Origin of the sequence: Paenibacillus tepidiphilus (assembly GCF_008635795.1) — a bacterium.
Taxonomy (GTDB): Bacteria; Bacillota; Bacilli; order Paenibacillales; family Paenibacillaceae; genus Paenibacillus_AQ; species Paenibacillus_AQ tepidiphilus.
Genome location: NZ_VWRQ01000008.1, coordinates 249,276 through 274,061 on the forward strand (window position 1 = coordinate 249,276; position 24,786 = coordinate 274,061).

Below are 24,786 nucleotides of genomic sequence, written 5' to 3' on the forward strand. Positions count from 1 at the left end.
CGGCGGTGCATGAAATGAACGGTAGGATGCCAAAATAAGGTCAGCTTTCCGGTTATGACCGGTCAGAAGGAGGGCGCACTATGGGAGGGCAAGGGGATCGTTCCGACATTTCACTGGAATGGATCAAGGGACAGTTGAGCGGTTTCGCCGATCTGGAGTACCGGACCCTGCAGACTTCTGACGATGAAACAGAACTGCTGTACGTGAAAAGCGTAACCGACGGCCAAGCCATCGGCCGGGCAATCATTGCGCCTTATTACGAGATGGATAATAGCGAGGCCTATTACAGATATCTCGCCTGTTCTCCCGGAAGCCATACAGAAGTAGACCGGAAACAGGCACTGGAGCTGGTACTAGCCGGCGGTGTCTGTGTCCAAAAGGATGGCAGGCTTATCATCTGCGAGGTACCCAAGGCACAATCCGCCGGTGTCCGCGAAACGATTACCGAAAGTGTCTCCCAAGGTCCGTCCGATGCGCTGAGCGAGGATCTGGAGGTCAATATGAATTTGATCCGGCGGCGCTACCAATCTGCGCAATTAAAGATGGAAACGGCGGTTATAGGAAACGTATCCCGGACCAAAACGGCCATTCTGTATGACGAAAGCCGGGTGGACCACAAGGTATTGGCCGAACTGAAGGACAGACTGGACGCACTCCAGCTTGATATTCTGCAGGCAGCGGGCGAGCTGGAGAAGTATTTATGCGGGGATAAAATCCGCATCTTTCCCAAAACCATTGTGACCGAGAGACCTGACCGGGTGGTCTTCAATCTGGCGGAAGGCAAAGTGGTCATCATGCTCGACACAACAGGCTACGCTGTTATCCTTCCGGTCATCTTCAACGATTTCTTCACGGCCATGGATGACAAAATTCACTTGCCCATTGCCGGCCGCTTTCTGAAATTGCTGCGGATTATCGGCGTCATTATGACGCTGTGGCTGCCGGCGCTCTATGTGGCCTTTACCTCGTACAATCCGGAAATCGTCCGTGTGCAGATTGCGCTGCTGATCGCCGGAAGCCGGGCGACGGTGCCTTACCCATCCTTCGTGGAAGTGCTGATCATGCTGCTGATGATGGAATTTCTGACCGAGGCCAGCTTGCGGCTGCCAAAGGCTATCGGCCCTACGGCTACCACCGTCGGCGGTCTGATTCTCGGCCAGGCGGCGACGGAGGCGGGGCTGGTCGGCAATATCATGATTATTCTGGTGTCGGCGGTGGCTATATCAAACTTCATGATTCCGCTGAATATGATGAGCTTCTCAATCCGGGTACTCAAATATTTCTTTATACTGGCTTCCGCCACCGCCGGGCTCGTGGGCGTCGTCTGCTGTCTGGTAGGCTTCACGATGTACCTCTGCAGCCAGCGCAGCTTTGGACAGCCCTATTTCAAGTTGTTTGTACTGGACTCCCTCGGTACGGATAACAGGAAGAGGGGCGGGAGCAAGTGACTCAGAACCGTTATTATATCTGGCTCATTCTGATGAATAGTCTGATCAATATCATCATTTTTGTGCCCAGAGAGCTGATTGACGGCCGGTTTACAGGTACCCAGGCAGCGATTCCGCTGGCCGTATTATCGGGAACCTTGATTACCTTTATGTTCACTGCGGTCATCCGCAAGTTCCCCGGCAAAGGTGTGCCCGAGATATTTGCCGCGTCTTTGCCCAAATTTACGGTCCCGCCGCTGCTTGTTATCTTCGGGCTGCTTTGGTGTACCGCGGGCCTTATCACCCTTTTGTCTTTTGTTGATATTACCCTGCGCTTCATCAGCCCGGATACCAGGCCTCTGATCGTCCTCCTCAGCTTTCTCGTGGTGGTCTGCTTCAGTGTGCGCATGGAGCCGCTTTCGCTGCTGTACGGTCTGGAGATGATGCTGGCAATCAGTTTGCCGCTGATTGTATATGCCACCTTCAAAGCTGTAGTGAACCCGGCCTTCAGCTGGGACGCGGTGCTTCAGACCTTTACCTATTCGCTGCACACTCCCAACTGGAACAGCTTTCTGGCGGCGACCTTTTCGTTCAGCGGGTACATCAATATGGCCATATTTAACCGGTTGTTCCACCAGCTGAAGCTGAAGCCGCTCCACATCGTTATAGTTGCGGTGCAAGGTTTTATCATACTACTGCTGTCCTTCTTGGTACCGATCGGCTATTTCGGCACGATCGGAGTCGGCAAGCACATCTATACCTGGTTCTCAACGGCTGACAGTATCCGCATAGAGACTTTTCTGATTGAACGGATGCTGTTTATATTTTATATGGCCTATCTTCCATTATCCCTGGTCAGTGTGGTTATCCATTGGCATGTCGGAAAAGAGCTGCTGCTCGCCTTGTTTCCCGTACCCAAAAAACGTAAATCGTCCAGTGTCCGTCTCTGGCAGGAGGGCTTTATTCTCGCTGCTTTTTGTGCCGCCGCATTCTCACTGATGCATCTGGATCAATACGAGCTTAACCAGTTCGGTGTCATCTTTCTGGATGTTCGCTGGTATGGCGAGGTTGCGCTCCTGCTGCTGCTGCTGTATTGCTATGCCGTTAAGAGGAGAAGGGCGTTATGAAGAAGCTTCTGTGTGCAATGATCGCTTTGCTGCTCCTGTGCACAGGCTGTGAATACAAGGACATTGACCGCCGGATCTTTGTGGTGGCCATCGGCATCGATCAGGGGGAGAGGGAAGGGAACTTCAAGGTCAGCCTGAAGCTGGCTCTTCCCCAAGGGGATGTATCCAAGATCGATGAGAAGATGCAGATCCTGACCGAAGAGTCGACCAGTATTTCGGAGGCGCTCCGGCGGATGAAATCCAGGGTAGAGAAGGAACTGGATTACGTACACTGCAAATCGCTTGTTTTAGGTGAAGGGCTGGCCGCCAAAGATATCAGGCATGTGCTGGACTGGGCCATTCGGCGCCGGGATATACAGCTGATTCTGAATTTTGCCATCGGCCGTCCGGGAGCCCTTGAGGTGCTGGAAATCAAACCCCCTTCCGAGCGCATTCCGTCCAACTCGCTGATCGTGGCCATGAGCGGCCAGGGAACGGAGTCGCCGTTTATCACTAGCGTGTATGCCTTCGAATTGGTGAATAGGGTGTATGAGCAGGGAGTCGACCCTGTACTGCCTGTCATCGAGGCCAAGGGCAAAGATCAATTTCTGATCGATAAAGTCGCTGTGCTCGACAAGAGCAAGGTCAGTCTGGTGCTGACAGCGGATGAGACCCGGCTCTTTAACCTGCTGACGCGCCAGGATTTGCGGACCAATCTGCCGGCGCGTGTACAAGAAGGAAAGGTTCAATACTATACCGAGACCAGCAGCTCCAGTTACCAAATAATCATGCGGCAAGGGGAGCCCGTGATCCGGTATAACATAAAAATCAAAGGCATCATTGAGGAGAACAGTACCTTAACCGAGGTGAATCACCGCATGCTGAAGGAGGTTTCCAGTTCTGGCGGAGAAGAGCTGCGCGCAAGCGTGGAGGCATTGCTGATTAAGGTGCAGCAGTCCGGCCTCGACCCTTTCGGCTGGGGGCTGCATTACTGCGCCCGTCACTGGAACAATGAGTCGGAGCTGGAGGAGTGGGAGCGGATGGTTCCTCGCATCCGTTTCGAGGTCATGCCAAAGGTTGAAGTAAAGTACTCCGGTATGATCGAGTAAGCGGGTGCATTGACTCAGGTAGCATTAAGATTTATACTTGATCTAAAAGCAAGTTAGGATGATGTTGATGAAAAGTCTGAATTTGACCTCCCAGCGTCAAGCCGTTTATGATATCGTCCGCAATTCACACGACCACCCCACTGCGGCTGAGGTCATGAACCGGCTGATGGAGCAGGGGCATAACCTGGCCTATGGAACCATATATAACTCACTGCGCTATCTTGCCGATAAGCAGCTGATCCGGGAGCTGAAGCTCGGCGAAGCCGCCAGCCGCTATGATGCGCGCCTTGATGACCACCAGCACATTATCTGTGAGGTCTGCGGAGCCGTCGATGAGGTAATGACCCATGTGCCGCAGGATTGGATGAAGGGTGTCGCTGAGGAGACCGGTTATCAAATTTCCCATGCACATGTCGTGTTTGGCGGAGTCTGCCCTTCCTGCAAGGCCAAAGCCGCCAATTAAGCTCCGAAGCCGCCATTTTCCGGATACCGGAGGACGGATGAAGACGAAGGCCTGCGGGCATGAGACTGCTCCAAAGAAGCCCTCTCCCTAGTCAGGCAGATCACCGAGAAGAATTGACACGAATAGTAGCAGAGCAGCGACTCCCCGGTTCTCGGAGTAACGCTGCTCTGCTTATTTGGTCTGCGGCAGCTTGAGCTCCCTTGCTCCGAGAACCCGAGAACCGTGGACCCGTGGACCCGTGCGGCAGCACAGCCAGATGTGGACCCATTCGTCGCTCTCAGTAGCCACTCTCCGGCAGCACAGTTACATGCGGGCTAAAATTTGCTGCAGAGGCTTTTCTTTGCCGGCGGGTTCCCGGTATACTGATAGACAAAACGAGCAGGGAGGAAGGCTAATGGCAGAGCAGTTGAAGGGATTGACCGTTGCCCTGGCCGGACCGCGCAAAGCGGAGGAAATGGCCAAGCTGGTACAGAACATGGGTGGAACGGCTCTCCACCGCCCGGCCCAGGGTACGGTATTTCTGGATGATGATGCGCTCCGGGAAGGACTGGCCGACTGGACGGACCATCCTCCCGATCTGGCGATTCTGACGACGGGTATGGGGCTGGACGCGCTGTTCGGGATGGCTGAACAGATGGGGCTGGCTGGCCGTTTTCTGGAGGTGCTCTCGGGCGCGCCGGTTGCCGCCCGGGGATACAAGACCGTGAACGCCCTGAAGAAGAGAGGCCTGGTGCCGGTGGTGCGGGATGATGACGGAAGCACCACGGGACTGCTCCGCGGGCTGGCGGATTGGGATTTGCGCGGCAAGGAGGTCATCCTGCAGCTGCACGGCGAATCCGCTCCGCGGATCGTCGCATGGTTGCAGGAGGCCGGAGCACGGGTGCGTGAGGTCCAGCCCTACCGGCATACTCCGCCGGAGCCGGGCGCCTTGGCGCTTCTGCTGCAGGAGATTCTTGACGCTGAAGTGGACGCTGTGGCGTTTACCAGTGCGCCCCAGTTCCGCTTTCTGGCCCAGTATGCCCGTGAACAGGGCCGCCTGCCGGAGCTGGTCGCTGCCTTTGAGGAGAAGGTACTGGCCGTGTCCGTCGGCAGAATCACCTCCGAATCGCTTAAGGAAGAAGGCATCTCGCGCATCGTAGCGCCCGAGCATGAGCGGATGGGCAGCATGTTCGTCGAGCTGGGCCGTTACGTGGCCGCACAACGTTGATTTGCCGCTTCGCCATATCCCGCCCGTTGGTAACGGGCGGGATTGCTTTTTGGAGGACGATATCGGCAAGTAAGAAGATCTGCCATAGGCAGGCGGCAGCTTCGCTTCAAAGGCTGGAATTGTTCGCCGGTCATGGACATTGGCGTGAGTTTTCCTTAGAATAGTAGCAACATACGGCAATTATTGTGACAAGAAACAAGGAGGGACATCCATGGATAAGAGAAAATGCCTGCTTCTGGGCGATTATACCCATCCCCGTTTTCATCCGCTGCAGGGCGTGGACCTGCAAATCGGGGAAATTCTGGGCGAGCTGCTCACTGTGCAGTGCTCCGAGAACAAGAAGCTGCTGCTGAGCGAGCATTTGTCCGGCTATGATCTATGTATCGCCTATAATGAATTATGGAACGAGACGGTATCTCCGCAGCAGACGGCCGGGCTTCTCAGCTACGTAAGCGGCGGCGGGGGGCTGATCGTGCTGCATAACGGAATCTCCCTGGCCAAGCGCTATGAGCTGGCCCAGCTGATCGGCGGCAAATTTACCGGACATCCGCCTTATACGACATTAAAATTCAATGTTCTGGAGCATGATATTACCGAGGGGATGGCAGACTTTGAGCTGGATGAGGAACCCTACGGCTTTGAGTTTGATCCGTTTACCGAAAAAACAGTATTGCTCGAATATGAGTCGGAGCAAGGGCGTCAGCCTGCAGCCTGGTGCCATAGCTATGGACAGGGTCGCGTAGTCTATCTGATGCCGGGTCATCATGAGCCGACCTTCCGCCATCCAGCGGTGAGGCAGCTGATTCTGCAGGCGGCAACCTGGGCAGCACGGATTCCGCGGTAACGCCGATTTTTGAGAATTGCGGCGACAAGGGGTATACTCTATCCATAACCGAAAATGGGAGGATTGAGCCATGAGCGATTTGTTCAAGAAAGCAATCTCTTTGGGAGTAGGCCTCACCGTGGTCAGTAAGGAAAAGATCGAGAAGGTCGTGGATGAGCTGGTGAAGAAGGGGGAGTTGGCCCCTTCGGAATCCAGAGCCCTGGTCGACCGGCTGGTGGAGCGGGGCGAGGAAGAGCGCGGTCAGTTCAAGACGGCCGTTCAAGAGCAGGTGCAGCGAGTGCTTAAAGAGCTGAAGGTGCCGCTGCACAGTGATATCGCCGCGCTGGAAGCGCGGATCGCCACACTGGAGTCCCGCGTAGCCGAACTGGAGGGCGATGCTCCCGCTACTCCCGCCGCTCCGCTGGAAGAGCCTCTGACGGATACGCGCACCGACTAATGGCGGTGCGAATCAGACATGCCGGACGGTACCGGACCATTGCCATGGCGCTGATGCGCCATGGCTTCGGCTATATGGTGGAGGAAATGGGACTGCATCACCTGCTGTCTCTGCCGCGCCGGATCATCAAGCAGGAGATTCACGAAAGTGTGAGCCTCGCAGAGCGGATTCGGCGCGTGCTCGAGGATCTGGGTCCGACCTTCGTCAAGCTGGGCCAGCTGGCCAGTACCCGTTCGGATTTGCTGCCCGACTCGATCATACAGGAGCTGGTCAAGCTTCAGGACAGCGTGCCCCCTTTTCCGGCGGAGACAGCCCGGAGCATTGTAGAGCAGGAGCTGGAGCTGCCTGTCGACGAAATCTTCGAATCCTTCCAGGATGTGCCCATTGCCGCCGCTTCCATCGGCCAGGTGCACCGCGCGGTGCTGCATGGCGGAACCCCTGTTGCCGTCAAAATTCAGCGCCCCGGCGTGATGCGCACAATGAGCCGGGATCTGGAGATTCTCCATGACCTGAGCGTGCTGGCCGAGCGCAAGCTGGACTGGGCCAAGCAATATGGCTTAGCCCGGATGGCCGAGGAATTCTCGCGTGCTCTGCTGGCTGAGCTTGACTACGGGCAGGAAGGCCGCAATGCCGAACGCATTGCGGCGCAGCTGACGGAGCAGGACCGCGTGCACATTCCGGAGATTTACTGGGATTACAGCTCGGCGCGGGTGCTGACCATGGAGTACGTGGAGGGCCTCACGCTGAACCACCGAGAAGCGATTCTGCAGCGCGGCATGAAGCTGCGGGATGTTGCCCAGCGGCTGGTGGAGATGATGCTGAACCAGATCTTCATCCATGGGTTCTTCCATGCCGATCCCCATCCGGGCAATGTCATGCTGCTGGAGGACGGCAGGCTGGCCCTGATCGACTTTGGTATGGCCGGACGTCTCAGCGAGGAGATGAAGGATGCCTTGTCGGCGCTGGTAATCGCCCTTATGCGCAGAAATACCGATTCCATGGTGCGGGCGATTCTGCGCATGGGTGTGATTCCGGGAGAAGTGGACCGGGCAGCGCTGCATGATGATATGGACCGGCTGCGCGAGGCATACTACGATATTCCGTTTGAGCGGGTCAGCATCGGCCAGGCGCTGAACGATCTGTTCGGCATCGCCCGCAAGCACAGGCTGGTGATTCCGCCGGATCTGGCAATGCTCGGCAAGACGATGCTGACGCTGGAGGGAGTCGTCGCCAGCCTTGACCCGGCCTTCAGCATCGTGCAGATGGCCGAGCCCTTCGGACGGCGGCTGGTGAAGGAACGCTTCAGCGGCAGACGGCTGCAGCGCAAGCTGCTCGGCGGGGTAGCTGATTTAGCCGAGACGCTGGTGGAGCTACCGGGCCAGGCGCGCCAGCTGTCCGAGCTTCTCAGCAAGGGCAAGCTGAAGGTGGAGGTTGGCCTGCCGGAGCTTAAGAATCTTGAACATAAGTTCAGCCGTGTCGGCAACCGTTTATCCTTCAGTATCGTGCTGCTGGCCTTCTCGATCATTATGGCCGGGCTGATTATCGGGTCCTCGCTGCGCGGCGAGCCGTCGCTCTTGTGGGATTTCCCGACGGTGGAAATCGGTTCCGTCGTGGCGCTGCTGATGATCCTGTGGCTCCTGTATTCCATCTTCAAGTCAGGGCGGTTCTAGCCCGGCCCGGATGCAGCGGCACCGGGAATTCTTCTGCGGCCTGCTTACAAAACGGCCGCGATCAAGTACAATGGTGAAGAATGCCTGCAAAGGCTGCTGTACCGGCTGTTTGCCGTGGGACTGTCTTGGTCTATATAGAGTGTGGAATGCAAATGAGAGAGCCGCCTGTCTCGTCCGGAGGATCGCTGCTGCCCCTGTAGCTGAACATTGGCCGCGCGATTCACGGGACAGGGCCGGCACGTAGGGACGGAAGAATTCCGGCGACGGGGTTCTTCCGCTTTTGTTTGATCTATCGGCGTACGATGTCATAGAACCTGGTGAGCCCCGCAAAGGATTTGAATCGGCGAATGCAAGGCTTCATTTTGCAGGGCTTAATTCCGCTTATAAATGGAATGAGGATGGGCAAGGGCAGCATGTAGGAATATTCAATCAGGAAAGAGTGAGGTGGACCAATTGCCGGGATTTAAAGATTTGGGAGTATCGGAAACATTGACCGGCCTGCTGAAGGGTCAGGGTATCGTTAATCCGACTCCGGTGCAGGCGGAGGCGATTCCGCCGGTGGTGCAAGGGCTCGATGTCATTGCCCGGGCCAAGACGGGTACGGGCAAGACGCTGGCATTTCTTCTGCCGATTATGGACAAGATCCGGGTGGAGCAGGCGTATCCGCAGTCGCTGATTCTGGCGCCGACGCGTGAGCTGGCGCTGCAGATTACCGAGGAGGCCCGCAAGCTGGCGCGGCATACGGGAGTGAAGATTCTTGCCGTGTATGGCGGGCAGGATGTGGAGAAGCAGCTGCGCAAGCTCGAAGGCGGCCGGCATCTGATTATCGGCACGCCGGGACGGCTGCTGGATCATCTGCGGCGTGAGACGCTGGATTTGAGCGGCGTGAAGATGCTTGTGCTCGACGAAGCCGACCAGATGCTCCATATGGGATTCCTGGAGGATGTGGAGACGATTATTACAGCCGTTCCATACCGCCGCCAGACGATGCTGTTCTCGGCGACTATGCCGGATGCGATCAAACGGCTGGCCGCCAATTATATGAAGGAGCCGCTGGATATCGTGATCAAGGGCAATTCCCCGATACCGCTGGACAATATCCGCCAGCAGGTGGTGGAATGCTCCGACCGCAACAAGGAGGAGGCGCTGATCTCGATGATCGAGCGGGACCGGCCGTATCTGGCGATGATCTTCTGCCGGACCAAACGCCGGGTCTCGAAGCTGAATGAAGCGCTGCAGGCCGCCGGTTATGCATCCGATGAGCTGCACGGCGACTTGTCGCAGGCCAAGCGGGAAGCGGTCATGAAGCGGTTCCGTGAGGCGAAGCTGCAGCTTCTTGTCGCGACCGATGTGGCGGCACGCGGCCTGGACGTGGAAGGTGTAACGCATGTCTTCAATTACGATATGCCGCTCGACCCGGACAGCTACATTCACCGGATCGGCCGTACAGGCCGCGCCGGCGGCAAAGGGCTGGCGATCACCTTCGCCTCCCCGCGCGACCGCGCGGGCCTCGAAGACATCGAGCGCCAGACGGCCCAGCGGCTGGAACGTCGCCGCTACGAGAAGAATGAATTCGGCGACGGCGAATTCAGCTCCGCCCCGGGCGGCGGCGCACGCGCAGCGCGCCAGGACAACGCGCCGGAGCGCAGAGGCTCCGGCGGGCGCGGGCAGGGACGCAGCGGCGGAGCGCCGCGCGCCGCTGCAGGGTCGCGGCCGGACGGTCGCGGCCGCAGCAAGGAAGCAGGCGGCTGGGGCGCGCCTGCAGAGAAGGCCGGCCGCAGCCGGTCGGCCGGCGGTAACCGCGGCGCGGCAGGCTCCGCGCCGAAGGGCCGGGAGGCCGCCAGCCCGCGCGGCGGCAGACAGGACGGGCCGGCCTTCCAGTACGGCCCGTCCAAGGGCAAGGCCGCGCCGGCCAAGGGCGGTAAGCCCGGCGGCGGTACCGGCGGTGCCGGGCGCAGCGGCGGCAGAAACGGCGGCCGCGACAACAGCTCAGGCGGCCGCCGCGGTGGCCGGGGCAGATAAAGGAACTGTACAGAATGACCCGCACCTGTTACCATGGGGCATTGCGGCGCGCACGCGCCGGATGACCTGTGGTAACATTTGTTTTGGGGAGAGGTGAAACCTTTTCCGCCGCAGGCTTGTCTAAAGCCATATAGAGAGAAGCATCAGCAAGAGGAGAGGGAGTGGGCAAGATGTCTAAAAAGGGATGGATCGTGATTCTGCTCATCGTTGTCATAGCGGCCGGGTGGGGAATCGGTAAATATACGGCGCCTTCTGCGGCGCCGGACAGCGGGGCTTCCGCCTCGCAGGCGCCGCAGCTGGAGGATGGACAAGCCCCGGCCGATCCGGCGCAGGGAGGCGGCACGGTCGATGTGCCGTCTCCGGAAGCCTCGCAGCCGGCCGAGTCAGCCGCTTCGCCGGAAGAGACGCCTCAGCCGTCCACGGAGCCGAGCGAAGCGCCTGCTGCGGCTCCCGGCGGCGGCGGTGCCGTCGAGACTGCCGCAGAGCCGGACAGCCTGACGGTGCTTGTCAACAAGCAGTACAAGCTGCCGGACAACTACAAGCCCGAGGATCTGGTGTATCCGGATGTGCCGTTCATCTTCAGCGAGAAGATCGAGAAACGGATGATGCGGGAGACAGCGGCGCATGCTTTGGAGGAGCTGTTCGCGGCTGCGAAGCAGGACGGCGTTAACTTGGCCGGCGTTTCCGCTTACCGCTCGCAGTCTACACAGACTGTGCTGTTCAACAACTATGTGAAGCGCGACGGCGAGGAGAAGGCCCGCACCTACAGCGCAGTGCCCGGACACAGCGAGCATCAGACAGGTCTGGCCATTGATGTGTCGGGCAGCGATGGCAAATGCGCGGCGGAGAGCTGCTTCGCCGGCACCAAGGAAGCGGAATGGCTGGCCCAGCATGTGCAGGAACATGGCTTTATAATCCGCTTCCTGGAAGGTAAAGAATCGATTACCGGCTATAAATATGAGCCTTGGCATATCCGCTATGTCGGCAAGGAAATTGCCGAAGAGGTTATGAGTAAGGGGATTACGCTGGAAGAATACTACGATGCCATACCGGTCAGCAACTGAACCGGCGATGGATGATCAAGGCTGCCCCGTACCCGCTATATTAACGGCCGGGGCGGCCTTTTGGCTGTTATCAGGCAGCTGTGACCGGGCTGTTGCCAGAGGGCTTCTTACCCGTTTACTTAGTGTCGTTCCTGTACGTTATAGCCCGGGCACTTGTGTGGCAAGCTGTACACAGTCGCAAGAGCAGGAGGTCGGCTGCGGGAGGCTCATCCAAGACAACAGCGATTCAGGCTCTCCATGCCCGGTTAAGTACTAGCAAACCCACTAGTCAAAGAGGAGGCTGGCTCTTATGTCTGAACATAACCATGTTGTCAGCAAGGACGGAGATGTTACGGTAAGCAGAGTCAATGATGCGCTGGAACGCATTGATCCTAAGCAGCGGGAACAGATTCTGAGCAACTTTACGGAATTTAAGGAATATTTGCGGAAGCGCGTTCAACTGGCCCAAAAAATCGGACTAAGCGAAGAGCAGCTCGCTGTCGTTGCAGAGAAGATTGCCGATTACCTGGCTGCCTATGAAGAACCGCGGGGCAGCGAGGAGAAGCTGCTGTTGGAGCTGTGGAAGGTCGGCAACAAGGAAGAACGCCACCGTCTGGCACATATGCTGGTGAAGCTGGTACTGAATTAAAGGAAGCTGCCGGACAGGATAGCTTGTTGCCAGGACGAGAGGAAGCTTCGGTTACCCGGCAGGCTGGTGAAATGTTGAATGCCCGAGGTTATATCCTGCAAAACACGGACAACCGTCCGCCAAACCCCGCCCTGCGGGGTTATTTGGCATTCCGGACAAGCGTGGGTTAAGCTTGCAGTGGTATAATGGTGAGCATCCGGGATTCAAAATTTGCCGACAGGAGTTGCTTCTGCCATGAAACTCAGTATTCTAGACCAGTCTCCTGTCTCAGAGGGGAATACGCCTGCCGAAGCGCTGGCGCAGACGGCCGCGCTCGCCCGCGAGGCGGACCGGCTCGGTTACCACCGCTTCTGGGTGTCGGAGCATCACGCAGCGCCGGGTCTGGCGGGAACCAGTCCCGAAGTATTGATCGCCCATCTGGCCGCAGTGACGTCCTCGATCCGTATCGGGGCCGGCGCTGTGCTGCTGCCCCATTACAGCGCCTATAAAGTAGCCGAGAATTTCCGGGTGCTAGAAGCTCTTTACCCGGGGAGAATCGACCTGGGGCTGGGCCGGGCGCCGGGAGGCGGAGCGCTGGCGGTACATGCCCTGCAGGAGCACCGGATTCAAGGGAGCTGTCTTTATGAGGAGCAAATCGCTGATTTGCTTGCCTATTTCAAAGGGGGCCCGGTAAAGCCGCATCCCTATGCCGGTCTGCTGGCGACTCCGGATGTTCCGACCTCGCCGGAGGTGTGGCTGCTGGGAGCCGGCAGAGACAGCGCAGCGCTCGCCGCCAAATTCGGCACCGGGTACGCTTTTGCCCGCTTCATTAACGGCAAAGGAATCGCCGAGGCGCTGGGGGCCTACCGGACGGGCTTCCGGGGAACGGAGCGGGAGGCCCCGCATTCCATTGTAGCCGTCTATCTATCCTGTGCCGAGACCGCCGAAGAAGCGGACCGGCTGGCTGCCAGCATCGATCTGTCGCTGGTTCTGCTGGAGAAAGAGCACAAGTCCTTTCCCACGCCGCCCATAGATGCGGCGCTTAATTATGCTTATACGCCCTATGACCGTTTCCGCGTTGCGGAGAACCGGCTGCAGATGGTGCTTGGATCACCGGAGGATGTCCGGGGGCAATTCGAACAGATGATGGCAGAGTATGGCTGTGAAGAGATTATGTTCTCGGTGCCGATGCACTCGTTCGAAGACCGGTTGAACTGCCTGCGGCTGATTGCGAAGGCTTGCGGGCTGCAGGAACGTTAATCCGGAGAGTAGCCTGAGCCTTCCGGACGACCATGCCGGAGGTTTAGATGCATAGATTGCCTGAATTGATGCAAATTTTAACTTTTAGCTGTGATTAGGTAAAATGATGGGGAGAGCCGGATGATGCCGGCTTCTTGTGCTTGGCTATTCTCACAACGGAAAGGAAGGAACAGAGATGTCGATTTACGGTTATTCTGCGGTAACCCCGGCGGGGGAAGAAATTGCTTTATCCGAATACCGGGACAAGGTGCTGTTAATTGCTAATACGGCCAGCCAGTGCGGATTAACGCCGCAATATGGAGAGCTGCAGAAGCTTTATGAGGAATACGGAGACCGCGGGCTTGCGGTGCTTGGATTCCCCTGCAACCAATTCGGCGGCCAGGAGCCCGGGAGCAGCGAAGAAGCGGCTGAATTTTGCCAGATCAACTACGGAGTTTCCTTCCCTGTCTTTGCCAAAATCGATGTTAACGGGCCGGAGGCCAGTGCGCTCTTCAATTATCTGAAGCAGCAGCAACCGGGCGCGGGTGAGAGCAGCGACATCGCCTGGAACTTCACCAAGTTTCTTGTAGACCGCAGCGGCCGTGTCGTGGTGCGGGTAGAGCCGCGGGAAACGCCTGAAACGATGAGAACCCTGATTGAGTCCCTGCTATAAATCCGGTCCGTTTAAGGATCGCAGCAAGGGACTTTCTCCGAGAAGCCTTCCGCATGCCCGGTTATTTACGGGTGCTGCCGGGAGGTTTTTTTGAAATAGAAGTGTTTGCAGGCTGTACTCCATAAATAGTCCGGTCGACAATTATGAAAATTTTCCTTGACGCTTTTCAGAGACCGGGTATTCTTTGAATAGGAATCCTTTGCTCCGGCAGGGAGTTATACATAAAGACGGCACGGAGACAGGATAATAACGGCAGGAGGTTTTACTGAGGCATGAGGTTAATTACAGAGGTGGCTGCGGCAGCAGGAATCGCGGAGGAACACCTGGAGTTGTACGGCAAATATAAAAGCAAGCTCTCCCCGTCTCTATGGGATGAGCTTGAACACAAACCGGACGGCAAGCTCGTTCTGGTGACCGCAGTCAATCCGACCCCGGCCGGCGAAGGCAAGACGCTTACGACCATTGGACTGGCCCAGGCGCTGAATGCTGCAGGCGTTCAGGCGGTGGCTGCCCTGCGCGAGCCGTCGCTGGGTCCATGCCTGGGCATGAAGGGCGGCGCGACAGGGGGCGGTAAGGCGCAGATTGTGCCTGCGGACGAGATTAATCTGCATTTTACCGGCGATATCCACGCGGTGACTTCAGCGCATAATCTGCTGGCGGCACTGATCGACAACCATCTGTTCCAGGGCAATACGCTGGGCCTCGATCCGCAGCGGATCGTCTGGAAGCGGGTCATGGACATGAATGACCGCAGTCTGCGCAGCATTGTAACCGGCCTCGGCGACGGCAACGGCACGGTACGCGAGAGCGGATTCCAGATTACCACCGCTTCGGAGATTATGGCGGTGCTCTGCCTCTGCGAGAACCTCGCGGATCTCAAGCTGCGCCTCAGCCGGATGCTGATCGGCTATGACCAGCTCGGCCGACCGGTGACCGCGGGCGATCTGGGCGCCGTAGAGGCGATGGCAGTGCTGCTGAAGGAAGCGGTGAAGCCGAATCTGGTGCAGACGCTGGAAGGAACGCCGGTTATCGTTCATGGCGGTCCGTTCGCCAATATTGCCCACGGCTGCAGCAGCGTCATCGGCACGCGGTATGCGTTGAAGCTGGGCGAAGTTGTGGTGACGGAAGCAGGCTTCGGCGCCGATCTCGGCGCGGAGAAGTTCATGGATATCAAGTGCCGCCAGGCCGGGCTCTCGCCGGATGCGGCTGTGCTGGTGGCGACGGTGAAATCGCTGAAATATAACGGCGGCGTCCGCAAAGAGGAGCTTTATGCCGGCAACCGGCCGGCACTGCTTGCCGGGATGGCGAATTTGGAGCGCCATATCGAGAATTTACGCAAATTCGGGGTGCCGGTGCTGGTGGCCATTAATCATTTCGAAGGCGACGCCCCTGCCGAAATCGAAGAAGTGCGGGCAGCCTGCCATCGCCTTGGCGTGCCTTGCGCCGTATCCAAGGTCTGGGCGGAAGGCAGCGCGGGCGGAGCGGAGCTGGCGGGCGAGCTGGTGAAGCTGCTTGGTGCCGGAGCCGGGAGCCGCTATACCCCGCTGTACGAGGATGAGCTGGATATTCCGGCCAAGATCAACAAGATCGTCACTGAAGTATACCGCGGGTCCGGGGTGGCCTTCTCCCCGGCGGCGAAGCGCAGCCTTGCCGTCATTGAGAAGCTTGGCTTGCAGCATCTGCAGGTCTGTATGGCCAAGACGCCCTATTCCTTCTCCGACCAGCCGAAGCTGCTTGGCGCACCGGAGGGCTTCACAATGGGCGTGCGCGACATCACCTTGTCGCTGGGGGCCGGCTTTGCGGTCGTCATCACCGGCAGCATCGTCACGATGCCCGGGCTTCCGGCCAAGCCGGCGTCCGAAGGCCTGCGGATCGATGAAGACGGAGTGATCCACGGGCTGGAGTAGAGCTGTCGCCTCGCTGCAACTACTGCTGATGATGCAGTTGATGATGCAGTTGATGATGCAGTTGATGATGATGCTAGCGGACCGTACAGACCTTATTTGACCGATTGCCTGGTTCTGGCGAGACTAACAGACACAGTGCGATTACCGCACCACAAATGGACTTACAATACGTGCAAAAGCGGCGCCTCTGGACAGAGGCCCGCTTTTTTTTTTCGCGTACGAATCTCAGGTACACCTCATCCCGCTATCCCGCCGTCCCCGCCCTTCGCCATCCGCCGCCCTTCCTCCACCTTCCTGCACCCGGAAGTCATAATGTCTTAGCAGCGGGGAATCCTAAGCCAAGCAGCAATAAGCGGAACCTGTGAGTAAAATGTGAACAATGTGAGAAAAATCACAAAAGTGCTTGTAATGTGATAAAAGTCACAATATAATCAATGTATAAAGTGAAATTAATCACAATTATCCAACCACAAATATAAGAGCTTCACCCAATTGGAGGAGGAAGAAATCATGAAAGTAGCAGTCATTGGATGTACCCATGCCGGAACCGCAGCCATCGTCAACACCGCACAGCTTTACCCGGACGCCGAAATTACGGTGTACGAGCGCAATGACAATATTTCGTTCCTGTCCTGCGGCATCGCCCTTTATGTGGGCGGTGTGGTCAAAGACCCGCAGGGGCTGTTCTACTCCTCGCCGGAGAAGCTGGCTGAGCTCGGCGTTACCACCAAGATGCGCCATGAAGTCACCAGCATCGATACTGCAAACAAAACATTAAAAGCCCGTGACCTGAACACTGGCCGGGAACTTACAGATACGTATGACAAGCTGATTATGACTACAGGCTCGTGGCCGATTATCCCAAAGCTCGAAGGCATGGATCTGGATGGCATTCTGCTGTCGAAGAACTACAGCCATTCCAATACGATTATTGAGAAAGCGCAGCAGGTCAAGCATATCACTGTAGTTGGCGCAGGCTACATCGGCGTAGAGCTTGTCGAAGCCTTCCAGATGAACGGCAAGCAGGTTACACTGATCGACGCCGAAGACCGCATTCTGAGCAAATATCTCGACGCTGAGTTTACAGCACCCATCCAGCATTCGCTGGAGGATCATGGCATTAAGCTGGCATTGGGCCAGAAGGTGAGCTCTTTTGCCGGGGAGAACGGTAAGGTTACCAAGGTCATTACAGACAAGGGCGAGCACGAGACCGAGCTGGTTATCCTCTGCATCGGCTTCCGTCCGAATACAGAGCTGCTGAAGGGCCAGGTCGATATGCTTCCGAACGGGGCGATTATCGTTAATGACTACATGCAGAGCAGCGTACCTGACGTATTTGCCGCCGGCGACAGCTGTGCGATCCACTATAATCCGACCGGCAAAAATGCCTACATTCCACTGGCGACCAACGCCGTACGGATGGGCACGCTGGTAGCGCGCAATCTGGTAGCCAACACGATTCCTTATATGGGAACACAGGGCACCTCAGGCATCAAGATTTACGAGGATAATATTGCCGGCACCGGCATGACCGTGGAAGGGGCCAAGGCAGAGGGAATCGACGCCGAAAGCGTAATGATTACCGACAACTACCGGCCGGAGTTTATGCCGACCTACGAGGAAGTGCAGCTGAAGGTGGTTTACGAGCGGGAGACCCGCCGCATCCTGGGTGCGCAGATTATGTCCAAAATGGACCTGACCCAGTCGATCAACACCATCTCGGTCTGCATCCAGAACAAAATGACGGTAGACCAGCTGGCCTTCATTGATTTCTTCTTCCAGCCGCATTACAACAAGCCGTGGAACTTCCTGAACACCGCCGGATTGGCCGCACTGCCCAAACCCGCAGCCGCCAAAGAACCGGTAAATGCATAAGTAGATTAATAAGGCTTATTAGTGTTAACAGTAACAAGACCGGAGTGCCAAAGGCACCCCGGTCTTGTTTGTTTTATCGGCTTATTTCTCCGCTCACAATACACCGTTCATACCGCCAAAGAGCGCACCGAGCAGATCAAGGCTGATCATAATCAAAGCTAATAATAGCGCTATCGGCAGAACAATCAGTGACTGCGTTTTGCGTTTCGGGATAATCAGCAATAACGCGGCAGCCATGAGCAGATAGACGGCCATAAGCCATGGAATCAAGTAGTAATGGTAGTGCACCGGCAAATAAGCGTGGCGCAGCTCAAACCCTTCCGCCAACAATACCGTTATGGGCAGGGCCGATACAACAGGGGCGAACCAGCCGCCTCCTCCGCGCGCGTACCACATCAAATAACCGCAAACCGGGGACACCGCAGAACATATTCCCCAGAAGAGAATCTCTCTCGCCGGGAAAAAATCCAGTACAAGCGTGGTATACAGATAATAAACCGTGAGCATTGATGCGAAAAAAGCGAATACCCTCACCGCCGCCAGCTTGGGAGAATAACTGAACACCGCGAGAAGCGCCGCAGTAAATACCCATATCCCCAGCCGGCCTCCCAGGTCATCAAAGAATGGAGTGATGCCCGGCCTGTCCACCAGCTTCGCCGCCCAGCCCATCAGTATCCCGATAATAACCGCAGTGATTACAGGGACCATTATTCTTTTAAAAAAAGATGTACCTGTAACTCTAACCTGATCCTGCTCCAAATCGGTATGCATATAACCCCTCCAGTTTCCCGGCTGTTAATCCTGCTTGAGATGATCATTCAGTATGCCCTCTTCCAGCATATCGAAGGTATTGCCGTAAACCTTGGCAATATGCTTCTCTCCCCAGGTGCAAAGGGAGTTCAATATCCCTTCCAGCCCCTGCCCGTACTCGCTTAATTCATATTCCACCTTGGGCGGGACCTGATTGTAAACGACCCGGTTAATGACGCCGTCTTCTTCCAGTTCACGCAGCTGCTGGGTCAGCATTTTTTGTGTAATGCTCGGCATCAGCCGCTTCAATTCGCTGGTGCGTTTCTTTCCGCGCATTAAATGGCACAGAATCACGCATTTCCACTTGCCCCCGATAACCTCAAGGGTGGCTTCTACGGATATGTTGTATTTCTTTGGCTGCACAGTAATATCCTCCTCTAAAGCAGGGGCACTAAAAAGTACCTATAGTACTTATAGGTACCTATATCACTTTAAAGTGCGTACTTCTCTTTATCTATTTTATATCCCATAATAGCATTTGCCGCCGGGTTTGGCAGTATTCAATGTTAGGAGGAAGGAACAATGGCTTCAGATTATAAGCGGAGCACCCTCGCCTTGCTTGCTTTGGCAGTAAGTGCATTCGCCATCGGTACTACCGAATTTATCAGCGTCGGACTTCTGTCCTTGATGGCGGAGGATCTGAATATATCGGTTACAACCGCCGGATTAACGGTTTCTTTATATGCGCTAGGCGTCACCTTCGGGGCGCCGGTCTTAACCTCCGTGACCTCCAGGATGTCGCGTAAAGCATTGCTGCTCTGGATTATGGTGGTTTTTATCATCGGAAACAGCATCGCTGCAGGAGCGCCCAATATCGGAGTGTTACTGGCGGCACGGGTGATTTCGGCCTTGGCGCACGGGGTCTTCATGTCGATCGGCTCGACGATTGCCGCTGAACTGGTGCCCGAGAACCGGAGGGCGACGGCGATCTCCATTATGTTCACGGGGCTGACCGTAGCCACCGTTACAGGCGTACCCTTCGGGACATTCATCGGACAGCAGTTTGGCTGGCGGCTGGCCTTCCTCGTGATCGTCGCTGCCGGACTGCTGGCACTGTTTGCGAATGGGATGCTGATTCCGAGCGATTTGCGCAGAGGCAAGCGTACGGCTCTTAAGGATCAGCTCCGGTTAGTCGCCAACGGGCGCTTGCTGCTGATCTTCACCATCACGGCATTGGGGTATGGAGGAACCTTTGTGGTCTTCACTTATTTATCCCCGCTGCTGCAGCATATCACCGGTTTTGCGGAGAATACGGTGGCCGTCATTCTGCTGGTTTACGGCCTGGCGATTGCGGCCGGGAATATGATCGGCGGAAGGCTGGCGAACCGCAATCCGGTTAACGCATTGTTCTACATGTTTATGGTTCAGGCGATTATCCTGCTGGTCCTGTACTTTACGGCACCCTTCAAAATCGCTGGCTTAATCACCATCTTCTTCATGGGAATCATGGCTTTCATGAATGTGCCGGGGTTACAGGTCTATGTCGTTATGCTGGCAGAGCGCTATGTTCCTGCTGCGGTAGATGTGGCATCGGCCGTTAATATTGCGGCGTTCAACGCCGGAATTGCGCTGGGTTCCTACCTGGGAGGGCTTGCAGCCGGTTCCGCAGGGCTGATTCATACCGCCTGGATCGGCGCCGTTATGGTGCTGGGAGCTGTTGTTCTGACGGGCTGGAGCCGGTCGCTTGAGCGGAAAGAACAGCATTCGGAGCAAGTGGCAGCTTGAAGCGAAGGGCTGGTAGTTCATCATATTTTAACTGGAGGGAATAAAGAGATGAAGAGTTTACAAGATACAGCAACGCTGCATAACGGTGTGGAAATGCCCTGGTTCGGATTGGGGGTATTCCAGGTGGAGGAAGGACCTGAGCTGGTGCAGGCTGTGAAATCAGCCATTGTGCACGGATACCGCAGTATCGATACAGCCGCCATTTACGGGAATGAGACCGGGGTCGGACAAGCTATCCGAGAAGGAATAGAGGCTGCCGGGATATCCAGAAGTGAGCTGTTTATAACGTCCAAAGTATGGAATGCAGATCTGGGCTATGAGTCAACGATTGCCGCTTATGAAGCGAGCCTGGAGAGACTGGGGATTGAGTACCTGGACTTATACCTGATCCACTGGCCGGTAGCGGGCAAATATAAGGAGGCCTGGCGGGCGCTTGAGACTCTGTATGCGGCGGGAAAAATAAGGGCGATCGGCGTGAGCAACTTTCAGGTTCACCACTTGCAGGACCTGCTGCAGGACGCGAGCGTCAAACCGATGGTCAACCAGGTGGAATACCACCCGCGCCTGACACAAAAGGAGCTTCAAGCCTTCTGCCGGGCGAACGGCATCCAGCTGGAGGCCTGGTCTCCATTAATGCAGGGCCAACTCCTGCACGATCCGGTGCTCACCGGACTTGCCCAGAAATACAACAAAACCGTTCCGCAAATTATATTGCGCTGGGATGTGCAGCAGGGTGTAATCACGATTCCGAAATCAACCAAGGAGCAGCGGATTATAGAAAACTCGCGTATTTTTGACTTCGAGCTTTCGCCGGAGGACATGGGACGCATTGATGCACTGAATCAAAATCTGCGTGTGGGGCCGGACCCGGACAATTTTGATTTTTAAACGATTTCAATCAGATTAATTTTATCGACACCGTCAAGGGAGTCAAAGTCATAGTTTTCTTGAATACGGGATGCTGCAGATTTCTATAGCCATAGGGGGAATATACACATTGTAAGAAAGATCCAGATAAAATGGAGATAAGCATTGGGAACTAAGGGGCAAGCGGCAATCCACATTGTGGGTTCAGCGCTTGCCCCTATTTATCTTTTTTATACTCTATTAACTTGCCTTTAATGTGGGAATTATATCAAAAAGTTTCCTTTATCTATAAAACGGCATCCTGTTGTAAATACGGAATATTTAATTTTGACATGTCAGTGAAAAATTTCACGACCCCTTTCTTAAAGTGATAATTATCACGTACTTACAGCGGGGATGGCGGTACAATGGGCATAAAGGAACAAATTTTAAGTATTTGAAGGGGATAGGAATCATGGCTTATAACAAACCGCAGCAGATTGCGGAAGTGACGGTCGAGAACGGAATCAAGAAAGTCCATAACCCGCTTGCAGCCGTCCTGATTCTCGGATTTCTGGGAGGAGCATTTATCTCACTCGGTTTCCTGCTCGATATTCGCGTCATCGCCGGTGCTCCGGCGGAATGGGGCTCCATCGCCAACTTTATCGGGGCCGCGGTCTTCCCGGTCGGACTGATTATGGTGCTGCTGGCCGGCGGAGAGCTGTTGACCGGCAATATGATGGCGGTGCCGCTGGCTTTTCTGGCGAAGAAGATTTCCTTTATGGATGTCGTCAAGAATCTGGTGCTCATTACACTCAGCAATCTGGCGGGTGCGCTGTTCGTCGCTTATTTCTTCGGGCATGTGGTCGGACTGACCTCGGACGGGGTGTACCTGGAGAAGCTGATCGACATGGCGGAACATAAGATTGATGTGACATTCCTGCAGGCTTTTGTCTCCGGCATCGGCTGTAACTGGCTGGTGGCGCTGGCCGTGTGGCTCTCTTACGGGGCAGACAATTTCAGCGGCAAAATTCTCGGCATCTGGTTCCCGACCATGGCCTTCGTCGCCATTGGCTTCCAGCACGTTGTGGCCAACATGTTCCTTATCCCCGCGGCAATCTTTGAAGGGCATTTCACTTGGGCACAATATTTCGCCAATTTCGTGCCTGTCTGGCTCGGCAACCTTACAGGGGGAGCGATCTTCGTCGCCCTTGCGTACTATATGGCTTATCTGCGCAACGCGCCTGCCGCTGCACCGGCATCTGCGGAGATTCCGGCTGCCAGCTTGAAGAAACATGCGTAGCATTGCTTCTGTATAAGCAACTGAATAAGCAAAAGATTGAGAACCCTGAATCTTCCCCGGCCTGCGGACCGGAGGGGATTCGGGGTTCTTGGCGTTATGGAGAGCGCTGAAGATAAGCGCTGTAACACAAAATTCGCCGTGCATATCCGGTTCGGGGGAACGAAATCGGATTCACGGCGAATTTAATAGGGAGTGTTTCATATGCTCTATTACCCGGGCTTTACAGAAGCGAAACAGCCTGGAGCCGGCAGTTTTCTTTACGGCTTCCGCCGGGGGTTATACAATGGAATTATTGAAGAGAGCCAAGGAGGGACAGCGCCATGATCCAGAACAAAGACGGCATATTTCCGGCGGTGTGCCCGCTGGATTGCCCGGATACCTGCGGCCTGCTGCTGCATATTCAGGACGGTACAATCAGCAAGGTCGAGGGCAATCCCGGGCATCCGGTGACCCGGGGCGCCATTTGCAACAAGGTGCGGAATATGGCCGGCCGGGTTCATCATCCGGAGCGCCTGCTCTACCCGCTCCGGCGCACCGGCCCTAAAGGTGCAGGGACATTTGAGAGGATCAGCTGGGAGGAAGCGGTGGCGGAGATCACCGGCAGGTTTCGCCAGCTCATAGCTGAATATGGTGCCGAGAGCATCCTGCCGTACAGCTTCTACGGCAATATGGGCCTGTTGTCCGCAGAAGGAATGGACCGCCGGTTCTTTCATGCACTCGGAGCTAGCGGACTGGAACGGACCATCTGCAGCGCAGCCGGAACGGCCGGCTGGGAGTATACCATGGGGTTCAACGGAGGGACAAGCCCGGAGGACACCGTGCATGCTGACCTGATTATTGTCTGGGGCGGCAATATTGTCAGCACAAATATGCATCAGGTCATCTATGCGGAAGAAGCGCGCAAACGCGGTGCCAAGGTTGTGGTTATTGATGTTCACCGTAACCGGACGGCCCGGTGGGGAGACTGGTTCCTGCCGCTGTATCCCGGAACGGACGCCGCGCTGGCGCTTGGTCTGATGCACATTCTGTTCCGCGACGGGCTGGCCGACGAGGACTTCCTTGCAGCATATACGACCGGCCATGAGCAGCTGAGAGAGCATGTGCGGGAATATCCGCCCGGGCGGGTGGCAGAGATTACGGGGCTGGCCGTGGACGATATTGAGCGGCTCGCGCGCATGTACGGGGAAGCACGGGCACCGTATATTCATATCGGCAACGGGCTGCAGCACCATGATAACGGCGGCATGAATGTGCGTACCATTGTCTGCCTGCCGGCGCTGGTCGGCGCCTGGAGCAAGCAGGGCGGCGGCGCCTACAAATCGAACAGCGGTTATTCGGCCACCGATGCAGAAGCGCTGAGACGGCCCGATCTTAAGCCGCTTGAAGGCATACGCACGGTGAACATGAACCGGATCGGCGAGGCGTTGGGATGGAAGGAGAATCCGGTCAAGAGTATATTCGTCTACAACAGCAATCCGCTGGTTGTTGCTCCGGATGCGGAGAGGGTGCGGCAGGGCTTTGCACGGGAGGATCTGTTCACGGTTGTCCACGATCTGTTCATGACCGACACTGCCCGCTACGCCGATATTGTACTGCCGGCAACCTCCAGCTTTGAGAATACGGACCTGTACAGCTCCTATTGGCATCATTATATACAGCTGCAGGAGCCGGTGCTGGAAGCGCCGGGGGAGTGCCGCAGCAATGCCGGGGTATTCCGGATGCTCGGACAGGCGATGGGCTTCGATCCGGCGGTGTTCGGACAAACCGAAGAGGAAATGATCCGGGAGGCACTCGACTATAGGGACAATCCTTATCTGAACGGCGTCTCCCTGGAGCGGCTGCAGAAGGAGCGGTTCGTGAAGCTGGATATGGCGCCGCAGGCGTCGTTCCTGCAGTCGCTGCCCACGCCTTCGGGCAGAATCGAGCTCTACTCCAGAGCCATGGAGAAGGATGGGTTGCCGCCGCTGCCAGCCTACACCCCTCTAACGGAGGGGTACGACGGAGTTCGGCGGCCGAAGGCCGGGGCGGATTATCCGCTGATGTTCCTGTCGCCGCCGAACCACAACTTCCTCAACTCCACCTTCGCCAATGTGGAGAGGCACCAGAAGCTGGAGAAGCGTCCGCTGCTGCAGATTCATCCGGCGGATGCGCAGACGCGCGGGATAACTGACGGCGCTGAGGTGGCCGTTTATAACGGCCGGGGTTCCATCTCATTGACGGCGTCGGTCACCGAGAGTATGCTGCCCGGCACCGTTATCAGCCAGGGGCTGTGGTGGGAGGACGAGGGCCTCAGACGGCGGGTGAACGTACTGACACCGGACCGGCTCAGCGATATGGGCAGCGGCGCGACCTTCTTCTCCACTACCGTGGAGGTCCGGCTAACCGGCGGACAAGACATCACGGCGGATCAGTGCTAGAATCAGAAGTATATATTCTTGCAACGCGATAATGCG

The 24,786-nt window shown here is 56.5% G+C and carries 21 protein-coding genes; 19 read left to right on the top strand and 2 right to left on the bottom strand.

Annotated features, from left to right (window positions below; translation table 11 throughout):
* Positions 1-80 precede the first annotated feature (80 nt).
* The 15 genes from F1379_RS13000 (at position 81) to F1379_RS13070 (ending at position 17,649) form a co-directional block, all read left to right on the top strand.
* Positions 81-1,448: a spore germination protein gene (locus F1379_RS13000; RefSeq protein ID WP_150270216.1), complete on the top strand. Its 1,368-nt coding sequence runs from the start codon at positions 81-83 to the stop codon at positions 1,446-1,448.
* Entirely contained in the window at positions 1,445-2,554 is a 1,110-nt protein-coding gene (locus tag F1379_RS13005; protein WP_150270218.1) for an SLC5/6 family protein, read from the top strand. The genes F1379_RS13000 and F1379_RS13005 overlap by 4 nt, the downstream gene beginning before the upstream one ends.
* On the top strand, positions 2,551-3,642 hold the full coding sequence (locus tag F1379_RS13010; protein WP_150270221.1) for a Ger(x)C family spore germination protein: 1,092 nt from the start codon (positions 2,551-2,553) through the stop codon (positions 3,640-3,642). The genes F1379_RS13005 and F1379_RS13010 overlap by 4 nt, the downstream gene beginning before the upstream one ends.
* Positions 3,643-3,709: 67 nt before the next feature.
* On the top strand, positions 3,710-4,105 hold the full coding sequence (locus F1379_RS13015; protein ID WP_150270223.1) for a Fur family transcriptional regulator: 396 nt from the start codon (positions 3,710-3,712) through the stop codon (positions 4,103-4,105).
* Between the two features lie 394 nt (positions 4,106-4,499).
* Positions 4,500-5,312 carry a uroporphyrinogen-III synthase gene (locus F1379_RS13020; protein WP_150270225.1) on the top strand — a complete coding sequence of 271 codons (813 nt, stop codon included), beginning with the start codon at positions 4,500-4,502 and terminating at the stop codon, positions 5,310-5,312.
* 211 nt (positions 5,313-5,523) lie between these two features.
* Positions 5,524-6,156 carry a ThuA domain-containing protein gene (locus F1379_RS13025; protein WP_150270228.1) on the top strand — a complete coding sequence of 211 codons (633 nt, stop codon included), beginning with the start codon at positions 5,524-5,526 and terminating at the stop codon, positions 6,154-6,156.
* A 70-nt stretch (positions 6,157-6,226) separates the two neighbouring features.
* The gene (locus F1379_RS13030) at positions 6,227-6,592 is read left to right on the top strand and encodes a phasin family protein (protein WP_150270230.1); all 366 of its coding nucleotides are present in this window, start codon (positions 6,227-6,229) and stop codon (positions 6,590-6,592) included.
* Positions 6,592-8,262 (top strand): ABC1 kinase family protein, encoded by a 1,671-nt coding sequence (locus tag F1379_RS13035; RefSeq protein ID WP_150270232.1) that lies wholly within the window; start codon positions 6,592-6,594, stop codon positions 8,260-8,262. Before F1379_RS13030 ends, F1379_RS13035 begins: the two co-directional genes overlap by 1 nt.
* A gap of 453 nt (positions 8,263-8,715) precedes the next feature.
* Positions 8,716-10,284 (top strand): DEAD/DEAH box helicase, encoded by a 1,569-nt coding sequence (locus F1379_RS13040; RefSeq protein ID WP_203457096.1) that lies wholly within the window; start codon positions 8,716-8,718, stop codon positions 10,282-10,284.
* A 170-nt stretch (positions 10,285-10,454) separates the two neighbouring features.
* The gene (locus F1379_RS13045) at positions 10,455-11,348 is read left to right on the top strand and encodes a M15 family metallopeptidase (RefSeq protein WP_150270237.1); all 894 of its coding nucleotides are present in this window, start codon (positions 10,455-10,457) and stop codon (positions 11,346-11,348) included.
* Between the two features lie 289 nt (positions 11,349-11,637).
* Positions 11,638-11,976, top strand: coding sequence for a DUF3243 domain-containing protein (locus F1379_RS13050; protein ID WP_150270239.1), 339 nt, complete (start codon positions 11,638-11,640; stop codon positions 11,974-11,976).
* A 234-nt stretch (positions 11,977-12,210) separates the two neighbouring features.
* Positions 12,211-13,215: an LLM class flavin-dependent oxidoreductase gene (locus F1379_RS13055; protein ID WP_150270241.1), complete on the top strand. Its 1,005-nt coding sequence runs from the start codon at positions 12,211-12,213 to the stop codon at positions 13,213-13,215.
* Between the two features lie 175 nt (positions 13,216-13,390).
* Complete coding sequence (locus F1379_RS13060; RefSeq protein ID WP_150270243.1) at positions 13,391-13,867, top strand: glutathione peroxidase; 477 nt, start codon at positions 13,391-13,393, stop codon at positions 13,865-13,867.
* Between the two features lie 272 nt (positions 13,868-14,139).
* Complete coding sequence (locus F1379_RS13065) at positions 14,140-15,774, top strand: formate--tetrahydrofolate ligase (RefSeq protein WP_150270245.1); 1,635 nt, start codon at positions 14,140-14,142, stop codon at positions 15,772-15,774.
* 510 nt (positions 15,775-16,284) lie between these two features.
* The gene (locus tag F1379_RS13070) at positions 16,285-17,649 is read left to right on the top strand and encodes an FAD-dependent oxidoreductase (protein ID WP_150270247.1); all 1,365 of its coding nucleotides are present in this window, start codon (positions 16,285-16,287) and stop codon (positions 17,647-17,649) included.
* Between the two features lie 93 nt (positions 17,650-17,742).
* On the opposite strand, the gene F1379_RS13075 is transcribed toward F1379_RS13070, so the two are convergent.
* Together F1379_RS13075 and F1379_RS13080 are read right to left on the bottom strand one after the other, a co-directional pair.
* Entirely contained in the window at positions 17,743-18,420 is a 678-nt protein-coding gene (locus F1379_RS13075) for a hypothetical protein (protein WP_150270249.1), read from the bottom strand.
* Positions 18,421-18,444: 24 nt separating this feature from the next.
* Positions 18,445-18,822: a winged helix-turn-helix transcriptional regulator gene (locus F1379_RS13080; protein WP_150270251.1), complete on the bottom strand. Its 378-nt coding sequence runs from the start codon at positions 18,820-18,822 to the stop codon at positions 18,445-18,447.
* A 159-nt stretch (positions 18,823-18,981) separates the two neighbouring features.
* On the opposite strand from F1379_RS13080, the gene F1379_RS13085 reads away from it, so the two are divergent.
* The 4 genes from F1379_RS13085 to F1379_RS13100 all read left to right on the top strand — a co-directional run bounded on the left by F1379_RS13085 (position 18,982) and on the right by F1379_RS13100 (position 24,750).
* Positions 18,982-20,184 (top strand): MFS transporter, encoded by a 1,203-nt coding sequence (locus tag F1379_RS13085; RefSeq protein ID WP_150270253.1) that lies wholly within the window; start codon positions 18,982-18,984, stop codon positions 20,182-20,184.
* A 48-nt stretch (positions 20,185-20,232) separates the two neighbouring features.
* Complete coding sequence (locus F1379_RS13090) at positions 20,233-21,072, top strand: aldo/keto reductase (protein WP_150270255.1); 840 nt, start codon at positions 20,233-20,235, stop codon at positions 21,070-21,072.
* A gap of 433 nt (positions 21,073-21,505) precedes the next feature.
* Entirely contained in the window at positions 21,506-22,333 is an 828-nt protein-coding gene (locus F1379_RS13095; RefSeq protein WP_150270258.1) for a formate/nitrite transporter family protein, read from the top strand.
* 320 nt (positions 22,334-22,653) lie between these two features.
* Entirely contained in the window at positions 22,654-24,750 is a 2,097-nt protein-coding gene (locus tag F1379_RS13100) for a molybdopterin-containing oxidoreductase family protein (RefSeq protein WP_150270260.1), read from the top strand.
* Positions 24,751-24,786: the final 36 nt, after the last annotated feature.